This window comes from Rathayibacter sp. VKM Ac-2801 (assembly GCF_009834245.1).
In the GTDB taxonomy this organism is placed as follows: domain Bacteria; phylum Actinomycetota; class Actinomycetes; order Actinomycetales; family Microbacteriaceae; genus Rathayibacter.
The window spans coordinates 2,172,567-2,189,852 of sequence record NZ_CP047183.1 but is presented as its reverse complement, the minus strand read 5'-3'; the positions used below and the strand labels follow the sequence as shown (position 1 = coordinate 2,189,852).

Below are 17,286 nucleotides of genomic sequence, written 5' to 3'. Positions count from 1 at the left end.
GACGGCGCGGGGCGGATCGACGTGGTCCGCCCCGCTCTGCGTCTCGCGCTCGTGGTCGTCGCCGCGGCGCTGCTCGCCTCCGGAGCCGCCGCGCTCCGCAGCGGCCCGTCCTCCGAGGCCGGCGAGTGCATCGACAGCCGCACCCCGCAGGACCCCTTCGGCTGCGACCGCTGGGTGCTGACCGCGGCCGAGGGGGAGACCCCGTACACGGCCTGGGTCGAGGACGCCCGCGTCCGTCTCCGCTCCGAGAGCGTCGGCGGGGCGGCGACCCTGGTCGTGGGCACCGGCTGCCTGGTGGTCAGCGCGGCCTACCGGATCGACGGGGGCGTGCTGGTTCCCGGCGACGAGGTGACCGGATCCGACACCTGCTCCGACGCGCCGAGCCCCGAGGCCATCCGGCTCAGGGCGCTCCTCTCCGGCCCGATGACGATCGGCGGCACCCCCGACGACGTGCTGCTGGACGGCACAGGCGGAGCCGTCGTCTTCTCGCGGATCCCCGACTGAGGCTCTCGGCGTCCTCGCGAGCCGGGGGAGCGCAGCGGATAGGATCGTCCCTCGTGGTCACCCGTCTCTCGCATCTGTTCGTCCGCACGCTCCGGGAGGATCCCGCCGACGCCGAGGTCGCGGGCCACCGTCTCCTCGTCCGCGCGGGCTACATCCGCCGTCAGGCACCCGGCGTCTTCGCCTGGCTACCGCTGGGCCTGCGGGTCAAGCGCCGCATCGAGCGGATCATCCACGAGGAGATGGAGGCGGCGGGCGCCCAGGAGGTGCACTTCCCCGCGCTCCTGCCCCGCGAGCCCTACGAGCTCTCGGGACGCTGGACCGAGTACGGCGACGGCGTCTTCCGCCTGAAGGACCGCAAGGACGCCGACTACATGCTGGCTCCCACGCACGAGGAGTTCTTCACGCTCCTCGTGAAGGACCTCTACTCCTCCTACAAGGACCTTCCCCTGTCGATCTACCAGATCCAGGACAAGTACCGGGACGAGGCGCGGCCCCGCGCGGGCCTCCTGCGCGGGCGCGAGTTCACGATGAAGGACGCGTACTCCTTCGACTACACCGACGCCGGCCTCGACGCGAGCTACCAGCGCCAGCGCGACGCCTACGAGCGGATCTTCGCGCGGCTGGGCCTGGAGTACGTGATCGTGCAGGCCGACGCCGGAGCGATGGGCGGCTCCCGCAGCGAGGAGTTCCTGCACCCCACCCCCGTCGGCGAGGACACGTTCGTCCGGTCGGCGGGCGGATACGCGGCGAACGTCGAGGCGTACCGCACGCCGGTCCCCGCGGCACTGCCCGTCGAGGGCCTGCCGGAGGCGCGCGTCTTCGACTCGCCCGACACCCCGACCATCCAGACCCTGGTCGACCTGGCGAACGCGACGCAGCCCCGGCCCGACGGCCGCGCCTGGACCGCCGCCGACACGCTGAAGAACGTCGTCCTCGCGCTCACCGCGCTCGACGGCACCCGCGAGCTCGTGATCGTCGGCCTGCCCGGCGACCGCGACGTCGACCTCAAGCGCGCCGAGGTGGCCTTCGCCCCGGCCGAGGTCGAGGCCGCCACGGCGGAGGACTTCGCGAAGCACCCCGGACTGGTCAAGGGCTACATCGGCCCCTGGTCGGCGGAGGGCGCCGTTCTGGGCGAGGAGTCGGCGACCGGCGTCCGCTACCTGCTCGACCCGCGCGTGGTCGTCGGCACGGCCTGGATCACCGGGGCCAACGTCTCCGGGCAGCACGTCCTCGACCTGGTCGCCGGCCGCGACTTCCACGGCGACGGCACCGCTGAGGTCGCGGACGTCCGCACCGGCGACGAGGCGCCCGACGGATCGGGCCCGATCGAGACCGCCAGGGGCATGGAGATCGGGCACGTCTTCCAGCTCGGCCGCAAGTACGCCGACGTGCTCGGGCTGAAGGTGCTCGACGAGAACGGCAAGCTCGTCACCGTCACGATGGGCTCCTACGGCATCGGCGTGACCCGCATCCTCGCGATCATCGCCGAGGCCACCCACGACGACCGCGGACTGCTCTGGCCCGCGAACGTCGCGCCGTTCGACGTGCACGTCATCGCGACCGGCAAGGACGCGGCGGCTCTCGAGCTGGCCGAGTCGGTCGGCGCCTCCCTCGAGGCCGCCGGCCGCGACGTGCTCATCGACGACCGCCCGAAGGTCTCGCCCGGCGTGAAGTTCGGCGACGCCGAGCTGATCGGCGTGCCCGTGATCGTCATCGCCGGGCGCGGAGCGGCCGACGGCGTCGTCGAGCTGTGGGACCGCCGATCCGGGGAGCGCGAGCAGCTCCCGGTCTCCGAGGCGCTCGCCCGGCTGGGCGCCTAGCCCCGACGTGCTGAGGGCCCCGCCACCGCTTCCCGCGGCGGGCGGGGCCCTCAGCACGTCGGCAGGATCTGCGGGTGGAACCCCGGGCCGCGTCGGGTACCCTTGAGGGCTGATCCGGGTGAGAGCCCGGCCGGCGAACGACCGCGGTCACCACCGCGGCATCCAAGTGAATAGAGAGAAAGGCCCGCCCGTGGACATCGACCTGAGCGTTCTGCGACTCATGGAGCGCGAGCGCGAGATCCCCTTCGAGGAACTCGTGCAGATCATCGAGCAGGCGATCCTGACCGCCTACCTCAAGCACATCGGCCAGGCCGACGACGCCGACAAGGCCACCGCCGTCGATGCCCGCGTGCACCTCGACCGCAAGACCGGTCACGTCTCGGTCTTCGTGCCCGAGCTCGACGAGGAGGGCGCCGTCGTGGGCGAGGCCGAGGACTCCCCGCGCGACTTCGGCCGCATCGCCGCCTTCGCCGCGAAGCAGGTCATCAACCAGCGCCTGCGCGACATCGGCGACGAGCGCGTCCTCGGCGAGTTCAAGGGCCGCGAGGGCGACATCGTCGCCGGCGTCATCCAGCAGGGCCCCAACCCGCGGATGATCCACGTCGACCTCGGCTCCATCGAGGCGATCCTCTCGCCCGAGGAGCAGGTGCCCGGCGAGGACTACAGCCACGGGCGCCGTATCCGCGTCTACGTCACGAGCGTCGGCCGCGGACCCAAGGGCCCGTCGGTCCAGGTGTCCCGCACCCACCCGTCGCTGGTGCGCAAGCTGTTCGCGCTCGAGGTCCCCGAGATCGCGTCCGGCGTGGTGGAGATCGTCTCCCTCGCCCGCGAGGCCGGCCACCGCACCAAGATCGCGGTGCGCGCGACCGAGCCCGGCGTGAACGCCAAGGGCGCCTGCATCGGCGAGCTCGGCCAGCGCGTGCGCGCGGTGACCGCCGAGCTCAACAACGAGAAGATCGACATCGTCGACTACTCCTCCGACCTGCCGACCTTCGTCGCCAGCGCGCTCTCGCCCGCCAAGGTGACCAGCGCGTTCGTGATCGACCAGAGCCTCAAGGCCGTTCGGGCCCTCGTCCCCGACTACCAGCTCTCGCTCGCCATCGGCAAGGAGGGCCAGAACGCCCGCCTCGCCGCCAAGCTGACCGGCGCGAAGATCGACATCCAGCCCGATTCGGTGATGGACGGGGAGTGATCCCCGAGCATCGGCCGTGCAGGGGAGCGGTCCCGGAGGGGAGGGAGTAGAGTGGATCCCGTCAGAACGTGCGTCGGCTGCCGTCTGCGCGCCCCCCGGGCCTCTCTTCTGAGGCTGGTCCTCCATTCGAACGTCCTCGCGGTAGACCCGCGTGCCGTCCGTCCTGGTCGGGGAGCGTGGCTCCACGACACAGCCGACTGCTACGAGCTCGCGGTCAAGCGCCGCGCGTTCGGAAGAGCGTTCCGGACGCGCGAGAGCGTGGACGCGAGCGAGCTGGAGCAGTACGTCGCACGATCCGACCGGCTCGGCCCCTCAACCGGAGGGCCCGGAGCAGCGCACGATCACACCATAGAGAACAGGCAGAACGGCCCGTGAACTGATCATGAGCGAAGACTGATGAGCGGCTCGAAATGAGACCCGTCCGTTCGTGACGCCTGCCCCCGTCTTGGGTGCAGGCCCAAGACAGGAGAGAAGTGGCAAAACCACGCGTACACGAGATCGCATCCGAACTCGGTGTCGATAGCAAGGTCGCACTTGCGAAGTTGAAGGAGCTCGGCGAGTTCGTCAAGGGCCCGTCCTCGAGCATCGAACCCCCGGTGGCGCGCAAGCTCCGCCAGGCCCTCCAGGGCCAGGGTGGATCCTCCGCGGGAGCGTCGGCGACGCCGGCCGCCCCTGCCGCCGGCGCGCGTCCCGGGGCCCCGCGCCCCTCCGGCGCCCGTCCGTCCGCGCCCACGCCCGGCCCGGCCAAGCCGCCCGCTCCGGCGCCGGCACCGCCGATGTCGGTCGCCGAGCGCCAGGCCCAGGCTCAGGCCGCTCAGGAGGCCGCGGCCGCTCAGCGCGCCCAGGCTGCCAAGGACGCGCCCGCCGAAGTCGCCGCTCCGGCTCCGACCGAGGTCCCCGCGGCCCCGGCCGCCGCCGCCGAGAAGCCGGCGTCCGGCCCCACCCCCGGCGGACCCAAGCCCGTGACCCCGCGTCCGGCGCCCGCCGCCAACACCCCGCGCCCCGGCGGCGCCTCGGGCGGCTCCAACCGCCCCGGCGGCACCCCGCGCCCGGGCAACAACCCGTTCGCCAGCAACCAGGGCATGGGACAGCGTCCCGCCGCCCCGCGCCCCGGCAACAACCCCTTCGCCAGCTCGCAGGGCATGGGATCGCGTCCGACCCCGGGCAACATCCCCCGCCCCGCTGCTCCGCGCCCCGGCGCGCCTCGACCCGGCGGACCCGGCATGGGCCAGCGCCCCGCCGGCTTCGGCCAGCGTCCCGGCGGACCCGGCGGCGGAGCAGGACGTCCCGGCGGTGCCGGTCGTCCGGCCGGCGGCGGCTTCCAGCGCCCCGGCGGCGCTCCCGGTGCCGGTGGCGGCTTCGCCCCGCGTCCCGGTGGCGGCGGCGGTCGCGGTCGCGGCCCCGGCGGTGGAACCGCAGGAGCCTTCGGTCGCGGTGGCGGCAAGAGCAAGGCCCGGAAGTCCAAGCGCACGAAGCGTCAGGAGTTCGAGCTCAGGGAGGCCCCGTCGCTCGGCGGCGTCAGCGTCCCCCGCGGCGACGGCAGGACGGTCATCCGTCTGCGCCGCGGCGCGTCGATCTCGGACTTCGCCGACAAGATCGAGGCCATGACCGGCGTGCCGGTGCCCCCCGGCAACCTGGTCACCGTCCTCTTCGCCCTCGGCGAGATGGCGACGGCGACCGAGTCGCTCGACGAGGCCACCTTCGAGGTGCTCGGCTCCGAGCTCGGCTTCAAGATCCAGGTCGTCTCGCCCGAGGACGAGGACAAGGAGCTCCTCGAGGGCTTCGGTCTCGACCTCGAGCAGGAGCTCGACGACGAGACGGACGAGGACCTCGAGATCCGTCCCCCCGTCGTCACCGTCATGGGTCACGTCGACCACGGAAAGACGCGCCTGCTCGACGCGATCCGCAACGCCAACGTCGTCGCTGGCGAGGCGGGCGGGATCACGCAGCACATCGGTGCGTACCAGGTCGTCGCGGAGCACGAGGGCATCGAGCGCCCGATCACCTTCATCGACACCCCGGGTCACGAGGCGTTCACCGCCATGCGAGCCCGCGGTGCCCAGGTCACGGACATCGCGATCCTCGTGGTCGCGGCGGACGACGGCATCATGCCGCAGACCATCGAGGCGCTGAACCACGCCCAGGCGGCCAACGTGCCGATCGTGGTCGCGGTCAACAAGGTGGACAAGCCCGACGCCAACCCGGCGAAGGTGCGCCAGCAGCTCACCGAGTTCGGACTCGTCGCCGAGGAGTACGGCGGAGACGTCATGTTCGTCGACGTGTCGGCTCGCGCGGGCACCGGCATCCAGGACCTCCTGGACGCCGTGCTGCTCACCGCGGACGCCGGTCTCGACCTGCGCGCCAACCCGAACAAGGAGGCACGCGGAGTCGCGATCGAGGCGAAGCTCGACAAGGGACGCGGTGCTGTCGCGACCGTGCTCATCCAGTCGGGAACGCTGCGCGTCGGAGACGCGATCGTCGCCGGAACGGCCTACGGCCGCGTCCGTGCGATGGCGGACGAGAACGGCAACGCCGTCCTCGAAGCCGTGCCGTCTCGTCCGGTGCAGGTGCAGGGACTCTCGTCCGTGCCCCGCGCCGGCGACACCTTCCTCGTCACCGAGGAGGACCGCACGGCCCGCCAGATCGCCGAGAAGCGCGAAGCCGCTCAGCGCAACGCCCTGCTGGCCAAGGCCCGCAAGCGCATCTCGCTCGAGGACTTCACCCGTGCTCTCGAGGAGGGCAAGGTCGAGTCGCTCAACCTCATCATCAAGGGCGACGTGTCCGGTGCCGTCGAGGCGCTGGAGGAGTCGCTCGTCAAGATCGAGGTCGACGACTCGGTGCAGCTGCGCATCATCCACCGCGGTGTCGGTGCGATCACGGAGTCGGACGTCAACCTTGCGACGATCGACAACGCGATCATCGTGGGCTTCAACGTCCGCCCCGACCCGAAGGCCCGCGAGCGCGCTGCTCGAGAAGGAGTGGACATCCGCTTCTACTCGGTCATCTACAACGCGATCGAAGAGGTCGAGAACTCGCTCACGGGCATGCTCAAGCCCGAGTTCGAGGAGGTCCAGTCCGGTGTCGCCGAGATCCGCGAGGTGTTCCGCTCCTCCAAGTTCGGCAACATCGCGGGTGTCATCGTCCGCTCCGGCACGATCACCCGCAACTCGAAGGCGCGCGTCATCCGAGACGGCGTCGTGGTCGGGGACAACCTGGCCATCGAGTCGCTGCGTCGCTTCAAGGACGACGTCACGGAGGTCCGTACGGACTACGAGGCCGGTATCGGTCTCGGAAAGTACAACGACATCCAGATCGGCGACGAGATCGAGACGATCGAGATGAAGGAGAAGCCGCGAGGCTGATCCGCTCGACTGGAAGGCCCGGGTCCGCCCGGGCCTTCCGGCGTCTCACCGCACGGTTCTGGAGGGATCGGGAGGGGACTCTCGTCCTCTCGCGCCCTCCCGCCGGCCTGCGGCCGGCCCGCCAGACCCGAGCCAGGCGCGAGAGGACGAGAGTCCCCTCCCTCCCTGCGGGAGGACACGGGGAGCTTCCTCCGTGCCGGAGGTGCGACCCTCCAACGGGCGCTTCCGCACCTCCGGGTGCGGTGAACCGACCGGGGACGGGCGTGCCCGTGTCGGGCGAGAGGAGTCCGTCCCGGTGGGTGCGCCCCTTGAGCGAGCGGCTCGCGAGCAGCGAGTCGGCGAGTCGACGGCCGACTCCCGATCCAGCACCTGAGCCTTCCCACCTCGGTCGCCGAGGATCCGGGGGCGGACCCCCACTCCCTCCGATCGCAGGCACGGGTGGGGTGCCTCCTCGCGGCTCCTGGCCGGGCCTGCCGGGCGGGCCGCAGGGCCGCGGGAGGGAGCCGCGAGGAGGCACCCCACCCGCGCCGTCGCAGACGCGCAGTGCCCCAGTCCATGCCCACGAAGCAAGGCCCCCCTCGGACGCGACCGGTCGTCCGGGCGGAGAGTGGTTGAATGGCGAGCTGAACGGTTCGCCGAGAGAGATGTGAGGACCAGCCATGGCAGATCCGGCCCGGGCGAGGAAGCTCGCCGAACGTATCCAGGTGATCGTCGCGAAGCGGCTCGAGCGCGGTCTCCGCGACCCGCGCCTCGGCTTCGTCACCATCACCGATGTCCAGGTGACCGGCGACCTGCAGCACGCCTCGGTGTTCTACACGGTCTACGGCACCGATGAGGAGCGCGCCGATTCGGCCGCGGCCCTCAAGGCCGCCACCGGCATGCTCCGCACCGAGGTGGGCAGGAACATCACGTCGCGGCTCACGCCGTCGCTCGAGTTCATCCTCGACGCGGTGCCCGAGAACGCGAAGCACATCGAGGACCTGCTCGCCGCCGCGCGCAGCCAGGACTCGCAGGTGCAGTCGCTCGCCGCCCAGGCGGACTACGCAGGAGAGGCCGACCCCTACGTGAAGCCGCGCGAGGACGACGAGGACTAGGCGCTGAGCCCGAACACCGCGGAGCCCGTGGCGACGTCGACCGATTGCAGGACGACGACGACACGGGCTCCCGGCGTGAGCGGGGTCGGGAGGTCGACGGTGATCTCGGGGTCGAGCAGCTGGACCGAGGAGCGGGTGCGCGCCGAGGAGACGACGATCCCGCTGAAGGAGGCTCCTTCGCGGCCGTGCAGGACGGCGGCCTCGACGATCGCCGTCGCCGCGCGGGAGGCGGCTCCGGCCCGGCGGTCGCTCGCGGCGAGCAGCGGCGGGAGCAGGGGCAGCGCCGCGCGCAGCTGCGGAGGGATCGTTCCTCCGCGGGACACCGCGAGGCAGACGGCGAGACCGAACCGGTCGACCAGGCGCCGCAGCGGCGCGGTGACGTGAGCGTACGGCGCGGCGAGGGCCGCCTGCTCGGGATGCTCGGGCGGGGCGCCGTCGAACGCGGTGTAGCCGGCGCCTCGGAACAGGCTCGCCGCGGCGTACATGATCGCGAGCTGTGCGGGGTCCTCGGTGTCGAGGCGGCGCAGGTAGGCGCCGTAGGACTCCTCCTCGGGCCACGGGACGCCGAGCGCCTCGGCCCGGGAGCGGAAGGCCGCGACGGTCGCCGGGTCGGCCTCGGGCATGGTCCGGAGGATGCCGACGCCCGCGTCGAGCATCATCGTCGCGGCCGCCATCCCTGTCAGCAGCGAGACCTGGGCGTTCCAGCCCTCGACGGCCAGGGGAGCACGGCGCTCGACCCGGTAGCCGCCGTCGACGGCGACGATCTCCTCCTCGGGGAGCGTCAGGCTCGCTCCTCCGCGCTCGGCCTCGCGCGCCAGGCGCTCGCGCCCGAACCAGGGGAGCAGGGCGAGGGAGGGGTGCGGGTCGCCCGCATCGACGCTGCGCTGCACCCCCTCGTAGTCGAGCCGGGCCACGCTGCGCACGAGCGCCCGCTCGAGGTGCACCGAGCGCGGCTCCGCCCGCTCGTCGAGGGTCAGCGTCCAGACCAGCGCGCGACGGGTCTCGTCCGGCAGGAGCGACGCGGTCCCCTCGGAGAGGACCGCGGGGTGCAGCGGGACGCGGCCGTCCGGGAGGTAGTAGGTCTGGCCGCGGAGGCGCGTCTCGGCGTCGAGCGCTCCGCCGGTGCGGACGACCGCGGGCACGTCCGCGATGGCGTAGCGGAGGACGACGCCCTCCGAGGTGCGCTCCAGGTGGAGGGCCTGGTCCAGGTCGAGCGAGCCGGGCGGGTCGATCGTCACGAAGGGGAGGTCCGTCCGGTCGACGCGGTCCTCGTCGTCCGCTCCGGCGTCCGCGTGCTCGGCCTCGGCCAGCGCGGCCTGCGGGAACGGGCCCGGCAGGTCGTTCTCGACGCGGACCGCGGCGAGAGCGCGTCGGACGTCCTGGGCGAGGTCGGCGTCGAGGGTGCGCTCGACGGCGGCGTCGGGGCGGGGGAGGCGGAGGCGGCGACCGGTCACGGCGCCGACCCTACCCGCCTCCTCCGACGCGGACGGCGGTCGACCGGCGTCTAGGAGCCGGGGAGGAGGTAGCCGTCCTCCGGGCCGCCCGTCGCCAGGCCGTCGGCGAGAAGCCCGGCGAGAGCGCGACCGCGCTGGTCGGGGTCCGGCCAGAGCGACTCCACCTCTGCCGCTGTGACCGGTCCGTGGGCGGCGCGCAGCTCGGCGAGGATGAGACCGCGGACCTGACGGTCGGAGCCCTCGAACCGCTTCTGCTTCGCCTTCACGGGCCCGGTGTGCTCGGGGTACCCCTCCGCCCGCCAGCGGCACAGGTCGCGGATCGGGCACTCGTCGCAGCGCGGAGCACGGGCGGTGCAGACGATCGCCCCGAGCTCCATCGCGCCGGCGTTGAAGGCCGCCGCCTCGGGGAGCGCCTCGGGCAGCAGGGCGGACATCGCAGCGAGGTCGGCCTTCGCGCGGGGCGGGCCGGGCTCCGCCGCTCCGTCGACCGCGCGCGCGAGGACCCGGCGGACGTTGGTGTCGACGACGGGGTGCCGTCGCCCGTAGGCGAACACGGCGATGGCGCGCGCGGTGTAGTCGCCGATGCCGGGCAGCGCGAGGAGGGTGTCGACGTCGTCGGGGACCACGTCGCCGTGCTCCTCGGCGATCGCCACGGCACAGGCGTGCAGGCGCAGGGCGCGCCGCGGATAGCCCAGGGACTGCCAGGCGCGCACCGCCTCGCCGGGCGGGACGGCGGCGAGTGCGGAGGGGGTCGGCCAGCGCTCCAGCCACTCCGCCAGACGCGGGACGACGCGGACCACCGGGGTCTGCTGCAGCATGAACTCGCTGACGAGCGTGCCCCAGGCGGGGAAGCCCTCGCGGCGCCACGGCAGGTCGCGGGCGCTCGTGCGGAACCAGGCGGTGATCGCGTCGGCGAGAGGGGCGGTGGGCATCAGCCCACACTAGGCGGCGGCGCGTATCGTGGGCGGATGACCAGGTGGGCTCCGCAGAAGGCCGATGTGCTCGACGCTCTCGCGGCGGAGGTGCTGCACAACTACGGGCGCGGACGGGTCAAGGTCGGGATCGACGGCGACGACCCCGCGGTGAGCGCGGCGTTCGCGCTCGACCTCGCGGAGGCGCTCCGCCGGGCCGGCAAGGACGCGATCGTCGCGCACCTCGCCGACTTCCGACGTCCCCGCGCCGATCGGGACGACCCCGCCGTGCCCGAGGAGCAGCGCTCCTACGCGGCCGGCTACGACTACGAGCTCCTGCGCCGCGTGCTGCTCGATCCGTTCACCCTCGGCGGCAGCACCGGTTTCGTGCTCGCGGGCTTCGACGCAGTGCGCGACGAAGCGCGGCAGGCGCGCTGGCGGACCGCCGGCCGCGACGCGGTGCTGCTCGTCGACGGCGAGTTCGCCCTCCGGCCGGAGCTGCGCGGTGCGTGGAGCACCAGCATCCGCCTCGACACGCAGGAGCCACCGGTGGACGCGGCGTACCGGGCGACGACGGACCCGCGCCGGCTGGCGGGGATCCTCGTCGACATCCGCGATCCGGAGCAGCCGCGGCGCCTCTTCGCCGACTCCTGCTGAGCCGCGGCACGGAGGCCGTCACCGCCGGGCGGGTGTCCGCCCGATGGGGCCGGACCGCGGGCTCAGACCAGGGCGGCGCGGCGCACGACCTCGGCTGGCGGCACGAAGGCGCCCGCCCGCTCGACCTCGTGCACCAGGTCGACCAGCAGCTGGTTGACCGGCGCCTCGCGCCCGCCGCGGTGAGCGGTGCGGACCACCGCCCCGGCCAGGTGGTCGATCTCGCTCGGCACCCCGCGGCGGACGCTCTGCAGCGTCGATCCGGGGTTCGGCACCTCGCCCATCCGCGCGGACATCCGGCGGGGGAGCAGCTCGACCACGGGCAGGGGAGCGGCGGCGAGGGCGCGGACGGAGGCGTTCGAGAGTCCCTGCAGCGAGCCGAAGCGGACGCCCGACGCGAGGCCCGTCCGGGCGGCCTCGCGCATCGCCCGGGCGAGGACGCGCCGCAGCCCCGCATCGGCGATCGTCTCCTGGACCGAGAGCCCGGTGATCGCGGGCAGGGCGTTGACCTCGTTGATCAGCAGCTTCGTCCACTGCGCTCCGGTGAAGTCGTCGGTGACGGCGGTGGGGACCGCCTCGCCGAGCACGGCGGCGGCCCGGCGCACGTCGTCGTCGGCCGGGCGGCCGGGGACGCCGAGCGTGGTCGTGGCGGGGGCCGTGACGGTGACGCGGCCGGGTTCGAGGTGGCTCGCGGCGAAGAGGGCGAGAGCGCCCACGAGCCGGGCGTCGCGCACCTGCCGGGCCGCCGCGGCGAGTCCGTCCAGTCCGTTCTGCACGACGACGACGAGGGTGCCGTCGACCGTGCGGCGGTTGGTGCGCAGCGCGTCCTCGGCGTCCTGCGCCTTCGTGCAGACGAAGGCGAGATCGGGCACCAGGTCGAGGGACTCGCCGCAGCGGACCCAGGCGGTGTGCTCGCCCCACGCCCCGTCCAGCCGGATCCCCGAGCGGCGGATCGCGGTGAGGTGGTCGCCGCGGGCGGTGACCTCGACGTCGTGCCCGGCGCGGTCGAGAAGGGCGGCGATGGTGCCGCCGACGGCGCCTGCTCCGAGTACTGCGATCCTCATCCGGACAGCCTAGGACGGGCGGGAGCGGGCTCCGGTGCCGCCCCGGGGGGACTCCCGATCCGTCCGTGTATCCTCGCACCCGTGCTCGAGACCCCCGCCCCGGCTCCGAACGGGATCCTCCTGCTGGACAAGCCCGGCGGCATCACCAGCCACGACCTCGTCTCGCGGACCCGCCGCTGCGCCGGGACCCGGAAGGTCGGCCACGCGGGGACGCTCGATCCGATGGCGACCGGGCTGATGATCCTCGGCCTCGGCCCCTCGACGCGGCTGCTCACCTACCTGGTCGGCCTCGACAAGCAGTACGAGGCGACGATCCGGCTGGGCGCCTCCACCAAGACCGACGACCAGGAGGGCGAGCTGCTCGCCTCGGCGGATCCCGCCCTCGTCGCAGCCCTCGCCCCGGAGCCGGTGGCCGACGCGATCGCGGCCCTCACCGGAGCGATCGAGCAGGTCCCGAGCACGGTCAGCGCGATCAAGGTCGACGGCCGCCGCGCCTACGCCCGCGCCCGCGACGGCGAGGAGGTCGTGCTCGCCTCCCGCCCCGTGACCGTCTCGGAGTTCACCGTGCTGGCGAGCCGCACGGTCGAGGGGTTCCTCGACCTGGACGTGCGCGTCACCTGCTCCTCCGGCACCTACATCCGCGCGCTCGCCCGCGACCTGGGCGCGGCCCTCGGAGTCGGCGGCCACCTGACCGCGCTGCGGCGCACCGCCGTCGGCCCCTTCTCCGTGGCGCAGGCCGGCGAGATCGACGAGCTCGACGTCCCCGCCGCCCTTCTGCCGCCGACGCTCGTGGCGGGCGAGCTGTTCCCCCTGCTGCGCCTCGACGCCCAGGAGGCGGGCGATCTCGCGAACGGCAAGCGCATCCCGGCCCCGGAGGCGGTGGCCGGCGCGAAGGGCCTCCTCGCCGCGGTCGGCCCGGGGGAGCGGCTGATCGGCCTCGCCGAGCGGCGCGGCACCCAGCTCAAGAGCGTCGTCAACTTCCCGACCGAGGACCTGCGGACGGCCGCCTCGTGATCGAGTGGTTCACGATCCTCCAGGTGGGGATCGCCGTCGCGGCCGGCCTGCTCTGCCTCGTCCTCGGGCTCCTCGCCCGCCGCCCCTCCGACGTCTCGGTCGGCGCGACGGCGATCGTGGAGCTGCTGCTGATCGTCCAGCTGGCGGTCGCGATCGTGTCGCCGCTGGTCGGCAACCGCCCGTCGGGGAGCCTGCCGGAGTACTACATCTACCTGATCTCGGCGCTGCTCCTGCCGCTCGCGGCCGGCTTCTGGGCGCTGATCGAGCGGAGCCGCTGGAGCACCGTGATCCTGGGCGTCGCCTGCCTCTCGATCGCGGTCATGGTCTACCGGATGCACCAGATCTGGTTCTTCCAGAGCGCCTGATCCCGCCCGCCACCGGGCGCGGCCCGGCGAGCGCCTAGCATGGACGTGCGATGTCGAAACCAGCCAGCGATGCGTCCGGACGGGCCGCTCACGACCCCTCAGTCCCCACGGCCCCCGGGAGCGGAGAGCCAACCCGTTCCGCCCGGTCGCGCGGGATCGGCAGCCTCCTCGTCGTGGTCTACGGGATCCTCGCGCTCGCCGCGACGGGGCGCTCCGTCTTCCAGATCATCGACCGGTTCGACGAGGCGCCGCTGGCGTTCTCGCTCTCCGCGCTCTCTGCCGTCGTGTACATCGTCGCGACGGTCGCCCTGGTCGTCCCCGGCCGCGGCTGGCAGCGCGTCGCGTGGGTGACGATCACCTTCGAGCTGGTGGGCGTGCTCGTGGTCGGCGCGCTCAGCCTCCTCGCTCCGCAGCTCCTCGGGCTCGCGAGCGCTGATCCGTTCGGGCGCCAGTCGACGGTGTGGGCGGCCTTCGGCGCCGGCTACCTGCTCATCCCGCTCGTCCTGCCCGTGCTCGGCCTCTGGTGGCTCCGCGTGCAGGGGCGGCGCACGGCCCGGGCGGCCGCCTGATGCGCGTCGAGACCCGCCCCGGGGACCTGGCCGGGATCGGACCCTCCGCCGTCACGATCGGCAAGTTCGACGGCGTCCACTCCGGGCACCGGGCGGTCATCGGCCGGCTGCACGAGCGGGCCCGCGAGCAGGGGCTCGCCGCCGTCGTCGTCACCTTCGACCGCAATCCGCTCAGCGTGATCGCGCCGGAGAAGTGCCCGCCCGTCCTGGTCGGCAACGAGCAGAAGCTCGAGCTGCTGGCGGGGACCGGCGTGGACGCGACGCTGCTGCTCACCTTCGACGAGGAGTTCCGGGCGCTCTCGCCCGAGCAGTTCGTCGAGCAGGTGCTGGTGGAGGCGCTCGAGGCCCGCGTGGTCCTCGTCGGCTCCGACTTCCGCTTCGGCGCCCGGGGAGCGGGCGACGTCGACCTGCTGCGCGTGCTCGGCGGGCGGCACGGCTTCGAGGTGGAGCTGATCGACGACGTGCGGCCCGAGGACGGCCGCCGCGTCTCCTCCACCTGGATCCGCGAGCTGCTGGCCGCGGGCGACGTGGAGCACGCGACGCGCCTGCTCGGTCACGAGCCCGTGGTCCGCGGCGTGGTCGTGCACGGGGCGAAGCGCGGCCGCGAGCTGGGCTTCCCGACCGCGAACCTCTCTCCGGAGTCGCAGGGCCTGATCCCGGCCGACGGCGTCTACGCGGGACGGCTCACGACCGACGGTGTCACGCACCCCGCCGCGATCTCGGTCGGCAGCAACCCCACCTTCGTCGGGGTGCCGCCCAAGCAGGTCGAGGCGTACGTGCTCGACCAGACGCTCGACACCCTCGACCTCTACGACCGCGTGGTCGACGTGGCGTTCGTCGGCCGGATCCGCGGCCAGGTCGCCTACGAGGGCGTCGAGCCCCTCATCCGCCAGATGAACCACGACGTGGTGCGGGTCCGCGAGGTCCTCGGCATCGCCTGAGCGGGTCGCCGGGCGGCGCCTAGCAGGGGCCGCGGGCCCGCACCAGCGGGAGAGGACGCGGGGCCATCGGCGTACCGTGGCCGCATGAGCGAAACCCCCTCCGACTCGGCGCGCCCCCTCGCGCTCGTCACCGGCGCGACCGGCTACATCGGCGGCCGGCTGACGCCGCGCCTCCTCGAGGCGGGCTTCCGGGTGCGCGTCCTGGTGCGCGACCCGCGCAAGCTGGTCGACGTGCCGTGGGCGGAGGAGGTCGAGGTCGCCCAGGGCGATCTCGGCGATCCGGAGTCGCTGGAGGCCGCGGTCGAGGGCGTGGACGTCCTCTACTACCTCGTCCACTCGATGGGCTCGGGCAACGACCACGCCCACTTCGAGGAGGTCGAGAGCCGCGCAGCGCAGAACGTCGCCACGGCCGCGAAGTCGGCCGGCGTCGGCCGCATCGTCTACCTCGGCGGCCTGCACCCGGAGGGCCAGGAGCTGTCGAAGCACCTCCGCTCGCGCGCGGAGGTGGGCCGGATCCTGATGGAGTCGGGAGTGCCGACGATCGCCCTGCAGGCGGGCGTGATCATCGGCTCCGGGTCGACCTCCTTCGAGATGGTGCGCCACCTCACCGACGTGCTGCCCTACATGCCCGCGCCGCAGTGGGTGCGCAACTTCATCCAGCCGATCGCCGTACGCGACGTGCTGCACTACCTGATCGGCTCCGCGTCGCTCGAGGACGCCACGCTCAACCGCACCTTCGACATCGGCGGGCCCGACGTGCTCCGCTACGGCCAGATGATGAACGGCTACGCGGTCGAGGCCGGGCTCCCGCAGCGGCCGATCGCGTCCCTGCCGGTGTTCACCCCGTGGCTGGCCTCGCAGTGGGTCAACCTGGTCACGCCGATCCCGCGCTCGCTCGCGGTGCCCATCATCGCCTCGCTCCAGTACGACTGCGTCGTGCACGAGCAGGACATCCGCGCGCTCATCCCCGATCCCGAGGGCGGACTGACCTCCTACCGCCGCGCGGTGCGGCTCGCGCTGGGCAAGATGCAGGCGGGCGAGATCGAGACGAGCTGGCAGAACGCGGAGGTCGTCGGCGCCCCCAGCGACCCGCTGCCGAGCGACCCGGAGTGGGCCGGCCACACGGTCTACGTGGACCTCAAGGAGCGCCGCACCCACGCCGATCCGGCCAAGCTCTGGCGCGTCATCGAGGGCATCGGCGGCACCAACGGCTGGTACTCCTTCCCGCTCGCGTGGGTGATCCGCGGCTGGATGGACCGCCTCGTCGGGGGAGTGGGCCTGCAGCGCGGGCGCCGCGACTCCGCCCGCCTGCACGCCGGCGACGCCCTCGACTTCTGGCGCGTCGAGGAGATCGAGCGGCCGAAGCTCCTGCGCCTGCGCGCCGAGATGAAGGTGCCCGGCGGGGCCTGGCTCGAGATGCGCGCCGAGCCCTCCGGAGACGGCGGCTCGGTCTACACGCAGCGCGCGGTGTTCTTCCCGCAGGGCCTCGCGGGCCGGCTCTACTGGTTCGCGATCCTGCCCTTCCATGGGGTCATCTTCAACGGCATGGCCAACCGCATCACGGCCACCGCGGCCGACCTGCCGGACTCCGGCGACGAGCGCTCCCCTGGCGGGCGCCGGGTGCAGCGGTGACAATGGAGGGGTCCGACGGCGGCGAGACCGCCCGGGACGCCGACGAGAGGAGCACGATGAGCGAACGGTCGAGTACGGACGCGGGGCGGGAACTCCAGCTGGGGAAGGTCCTCTTCATCGGGGACAGCATCATCCAGGCGGGAGCCTGGAGCGACTGGCTGACGGAGTCGACGGTCGTCGACGAGGGAGTCGGAGGGGCCACCACGGCGGACGTCGTCGCGCGGCTCTCGGAGCTGGTCGCGCAGGAGCCGGACACGGTGGTGCTGCTGGTCGGCACCAACGATCTCGCCTGGCACCGCACCACGGAGCACGTCGTGCGCAACATCGAGACGATCGTCGCGACGTTCCGGCGCGATCTGCCGGACGTGCGCATCCTGGTGACCTCGGTCCTGCCGCGCGGACACGAGTTCGCCCCGCAGATCCGCGAGATCAACCGCCACCTGTGGCAGTTCGCGCCCACGGCGCACGCGGGCTACCTCGACTTGTGGCCGGTGCTCGCGGGCGAGGACGGCGGGCTGCTCGAGCAGTACTCGCCCGACGGCCTGCACCTCAACGAGGACGGCTACCGCGCGTGGCGGGAGGCTCTGGGCCCGGCCCTCGAGGCGGTCGTGCGGATGCCTCCGCGGACCCGCCCGATCACGCTGCCCTACGACGAGTTCGCGCGGCCGAAGACGGCCTAGCGCGGAACGGAGGAGGGGGAGTCGACCGAA

General features: G+C 73.2%; 16 protein-coding genes. 13 read left to right on the top strand and 3 right to left on the bottom strand.

The genetic code is table 11. The features are described from left to right. Positions 1–21: 21 nt before the first annotated feature. The 6 genes from GSU45_RS10100 to rbfA all read left to right on the top strand — a co-directional run bounded on the left by GSU45_RS10100 (position 22) and on the right by rbfA (position 7,972). On the top strand, positions 22–504 hold the full coding sequence (locus GSU45_RS10100; protein ID WP_159914664.1) for a hypothetical protein: 483 nt from the start codon (positions 22–24) through the stop codon (positions 502–504). Positions 505–557: 53 nt separating this feature from the next. After that, positions 558–2,324 (top strand): proline--tRNA ligase, encoded by a 1,767-nt coding sequence (locus tag GSU45_RS10095; RefSeq protein WP_159914662.1) that lies wholly within the window; start codon positions 558–560, stop codon positions 2,322–2,324. Between the two features lie 190 nt (positions 2,325–2,514). Beyond that, positions 2,515–3,516: a transcription termination factor NusA gene (gene nusA, locus GSU45_RS10090; RefSeq protein ID WP_159914660.1), complete on the top strand. Its 1,002-nt coding sequence runs from the start codon at positions 2,515–2,517 to the stop codon at positions 3,514–3,516. 51 nt (positions 3,517–3,567) lie between these two features. Then, the gene (locus GSU45_RS10085) at positions 3,568–3,891 is read left to right on the top strand and encodes a YlxR family protein (RefSeq protein ID WP_159914658.1); all 324 of its coding nucleotides are present in this window, start codon (positions 3,568–3,570) and stop codon (positions 3,889–3,891) included. 98 nt (positions 3,892–3,989) lie between these two features. Further along, positions 3,990–6,878: a translation initiation factor IF-2 gene (gene infB / locus GSU45_RS10080; RefSeq protein ID WP_159914656.1), complete on the top strand. Its 2,889-nt coding sequence runs from the start codon at positions 3,990–3,992 to the stop codon at positions 6,876–6,878. Positions 6,879–7,537: 659 nt separating this feature from the next. After that, positions 7,538–7,972: a 30S ribosome-binding factor RbfA gene (gene rbfA, locus GSU45_RS10075; RefSeq protein WP_104223052.1), complete on the top strand. Its 435-nt coding sequence runs from the start codon at positions 7,538–7,540 to the stop codon at positions 7,970–7,972. On the opposite strand, the gene GSU45_RS10070 is transcribed toward rbfA, so the two are convergent. Further along, positions 7,969–9,426, bottom strand: a complete 1,458-nt coding sequence (locus GSU45_RS10070) for an RNB domain-containing ribonuclease (RefSeq protein WP_159914654.1) — start codon at positions 9,424–9,426, stop codon at positions 7,969–7,971. The two genes, rbfA and GSU45_RS10070, sit on opposite strands and share 4 nt — an antisense overlap. A gap of 50 nt (positions 9,427–9,476) precedes the next feature. Further along, positions 9,477–10,358, bottom strand: coding sequence for an A/G-specific adenine glycosylase (locus GSU45_RS10065; RefSeq protein WP_159914652.1), 882 nt, complete (start codon positions 10,356–10,358; stop codon positions 9,477–9,479). Positions 10,359–10,394: 36 nt separating this feature from the next. Between GSU45_RS10065 and GSU45_RS10060 the strand changes: the two genes are divergently transcribed. After that, entirely contained in the window at positions 10,395–10,994 is a 600-nt protein-coding gene (locus tag GSU45_RS10060) for a hypothetical protein (protein ID WP_146082085.1), read from the top strand. A 62-nt stretch (positions 10,995–11,056) separates the two neighbouring features. Here the strand turns inward: GSU45_RS10060 and GSU45_RS10055 are convergent, their stop codons facing one another. Further along, positions 11,057–12,055: a 2-dehydropantoate 2-reductase gene (locus tag GSU45_RS10055; protein WP_159914650.1), complete on the bottom strand. Its 999-nt coding sequence runs from the start codon at positions 12,053–12,055 to the stop codon at positions 11,057–11,059. 81 nt (positions 12,056–12,136) lie between these two features. On the opposite strand from GSU45_RS10055, the gene truB reads away from it, so the two are divergent. The 6 genes from truB (at position 12,137) to GSU45_RS10025 (ending at position 17,256) form a co-directional block, all read left to right on the top strand. Next, a complete protein-coding gene (gene truB, locus GSU45_RS10050; protein WP_159914648.1) occupies positions 12,137–13,069 on the top strand; it encodes a tRNA pseudouridine(55) synthase TruB in 933 nt (310 codons plus the stop codon). After that, on the top strand, positions 13,066–13,434 hold the full coding sequence (locus GSU45_RS10045; protein WP_104223058.1) for a hypothetical protein: 369 nt from the start codon (positions 13,066–13,068) through the stop codon (positions 13,432–13,434). Before truB ends, GSU45_RS10045 begins: the two co-directional genes overlap by 4 nt. 50 nt (positions 13,435–13,484) lie before the next feature. Then, complete coding sequence (locus GSU45_RS10040; protein WP_244248088.1) at positions 13,485–14,003, top strand: hypothetical protein; 519 nt, start codon at positions 13,485–13,487, stop codon at positions 14,001–14,003. Beyond that, the gene (locus GSU45_RS10035) at positions 14,003–14,944 is read left to right on the top strand and encodes a bifunctional riboflavin kinase/FAD synthetase (protein WP_159914646.1); all 942 of its coding nucleotides are present in this window, start codon (positions 14,003–14,005) and stop codon (positions 14,942–14,944) included. Before GSU45_RS10040 ends, GSU45_RS10035 begins: the two co-directional genes overlap by 1 nt. A gap of 84 nt (positions 14,945–15,028) precedes the next feature. Continuing rightward, positions 15,029–16,576: an SDR family oxidoreductase gene (locus GSU45_RS10030; RefSeq protein WP_159914644.1), complete on the top strand. Its 1,548-nt coding sequence runs from the start codon at positions 15,029–15,031 to the stop codon at positions 16,574–16,576. A 56-nt stretch (positions 16,577–16,632) separates the two neighbouring features. Then, a complete protein-coding gene (locus GSU45_RS10025) occupies positions 16,633–17,256 on the top strand; it encodes a GDSL-type esterase/lipase family protein (RefSeq protein ID WP_159914642.1) in 624 nt (207 codons plus the stop codon). The last annotated feature ends 30 nt before the right edge of the window (positions 17,257–17,286 follow it).

Excerpts from the sequence above, each read along its gene's own strand:
- GSU45_RS10060 (WP_146082085.1), top strand. The coding sequence starts at position 10,395 with ATGACCAGGTGGGCTCCGCAGAAGGCCGATGTGCTCGACGCTCTCGCG.
- GSU45_RS10030 (WP_159914644.1), top strand. The coding sequence starts at position 15,029 with ATGAGCGAAACCCCCTCCGACTCGGCGCGCCCCCTCGCGCTCGTCACC.
- GSU45_RS10065 (WP_159914652.1), bottom strand. The coding sequence starts at position 10,358 with ATGCCCACCGCCCCTCTCGCCGACGCGATCACCGCCTGGTTCCGCACG.
- GSU45_RS10040 (WP_244248088.1), top strand. The coding sequence starts at position 13,485 with ATGTCGAAACCAGCCAGCGATGCGTCCGGACGGGCCGCTCACGACCCC.
- GSU45_RS10025 (WP_159914642.1), top strand. The coding sequence starts at position 16,633 with ATGAGCGAACGGTCGAGTACGGACGCGGGGCGGGAACTCCAGCTGGGG.
- rbfA (WP_104223052.1), top strand. The coding sequence starts at position 7,538 with ATGGCAGATCCGGCCCGGGCGAGGAAGCTCGCCGAACGTATCCAGGTG.
- GSU45_RS10035 (WP_159914646.1), top strand. The coding sequence starts at position 14,003 with ATGCGCGTCGAGACCCGCCCCGGGGACCTGGCCGGGATCGGACCCTCC.
- GSU45_RS10055 (WP_159914650.1), bottom strand. The coding sequence starts at position 12,055 with ATGAGGATCGCAGTACTCGGAGCAGGCGCCGTCGGCGGCACCATCGCC.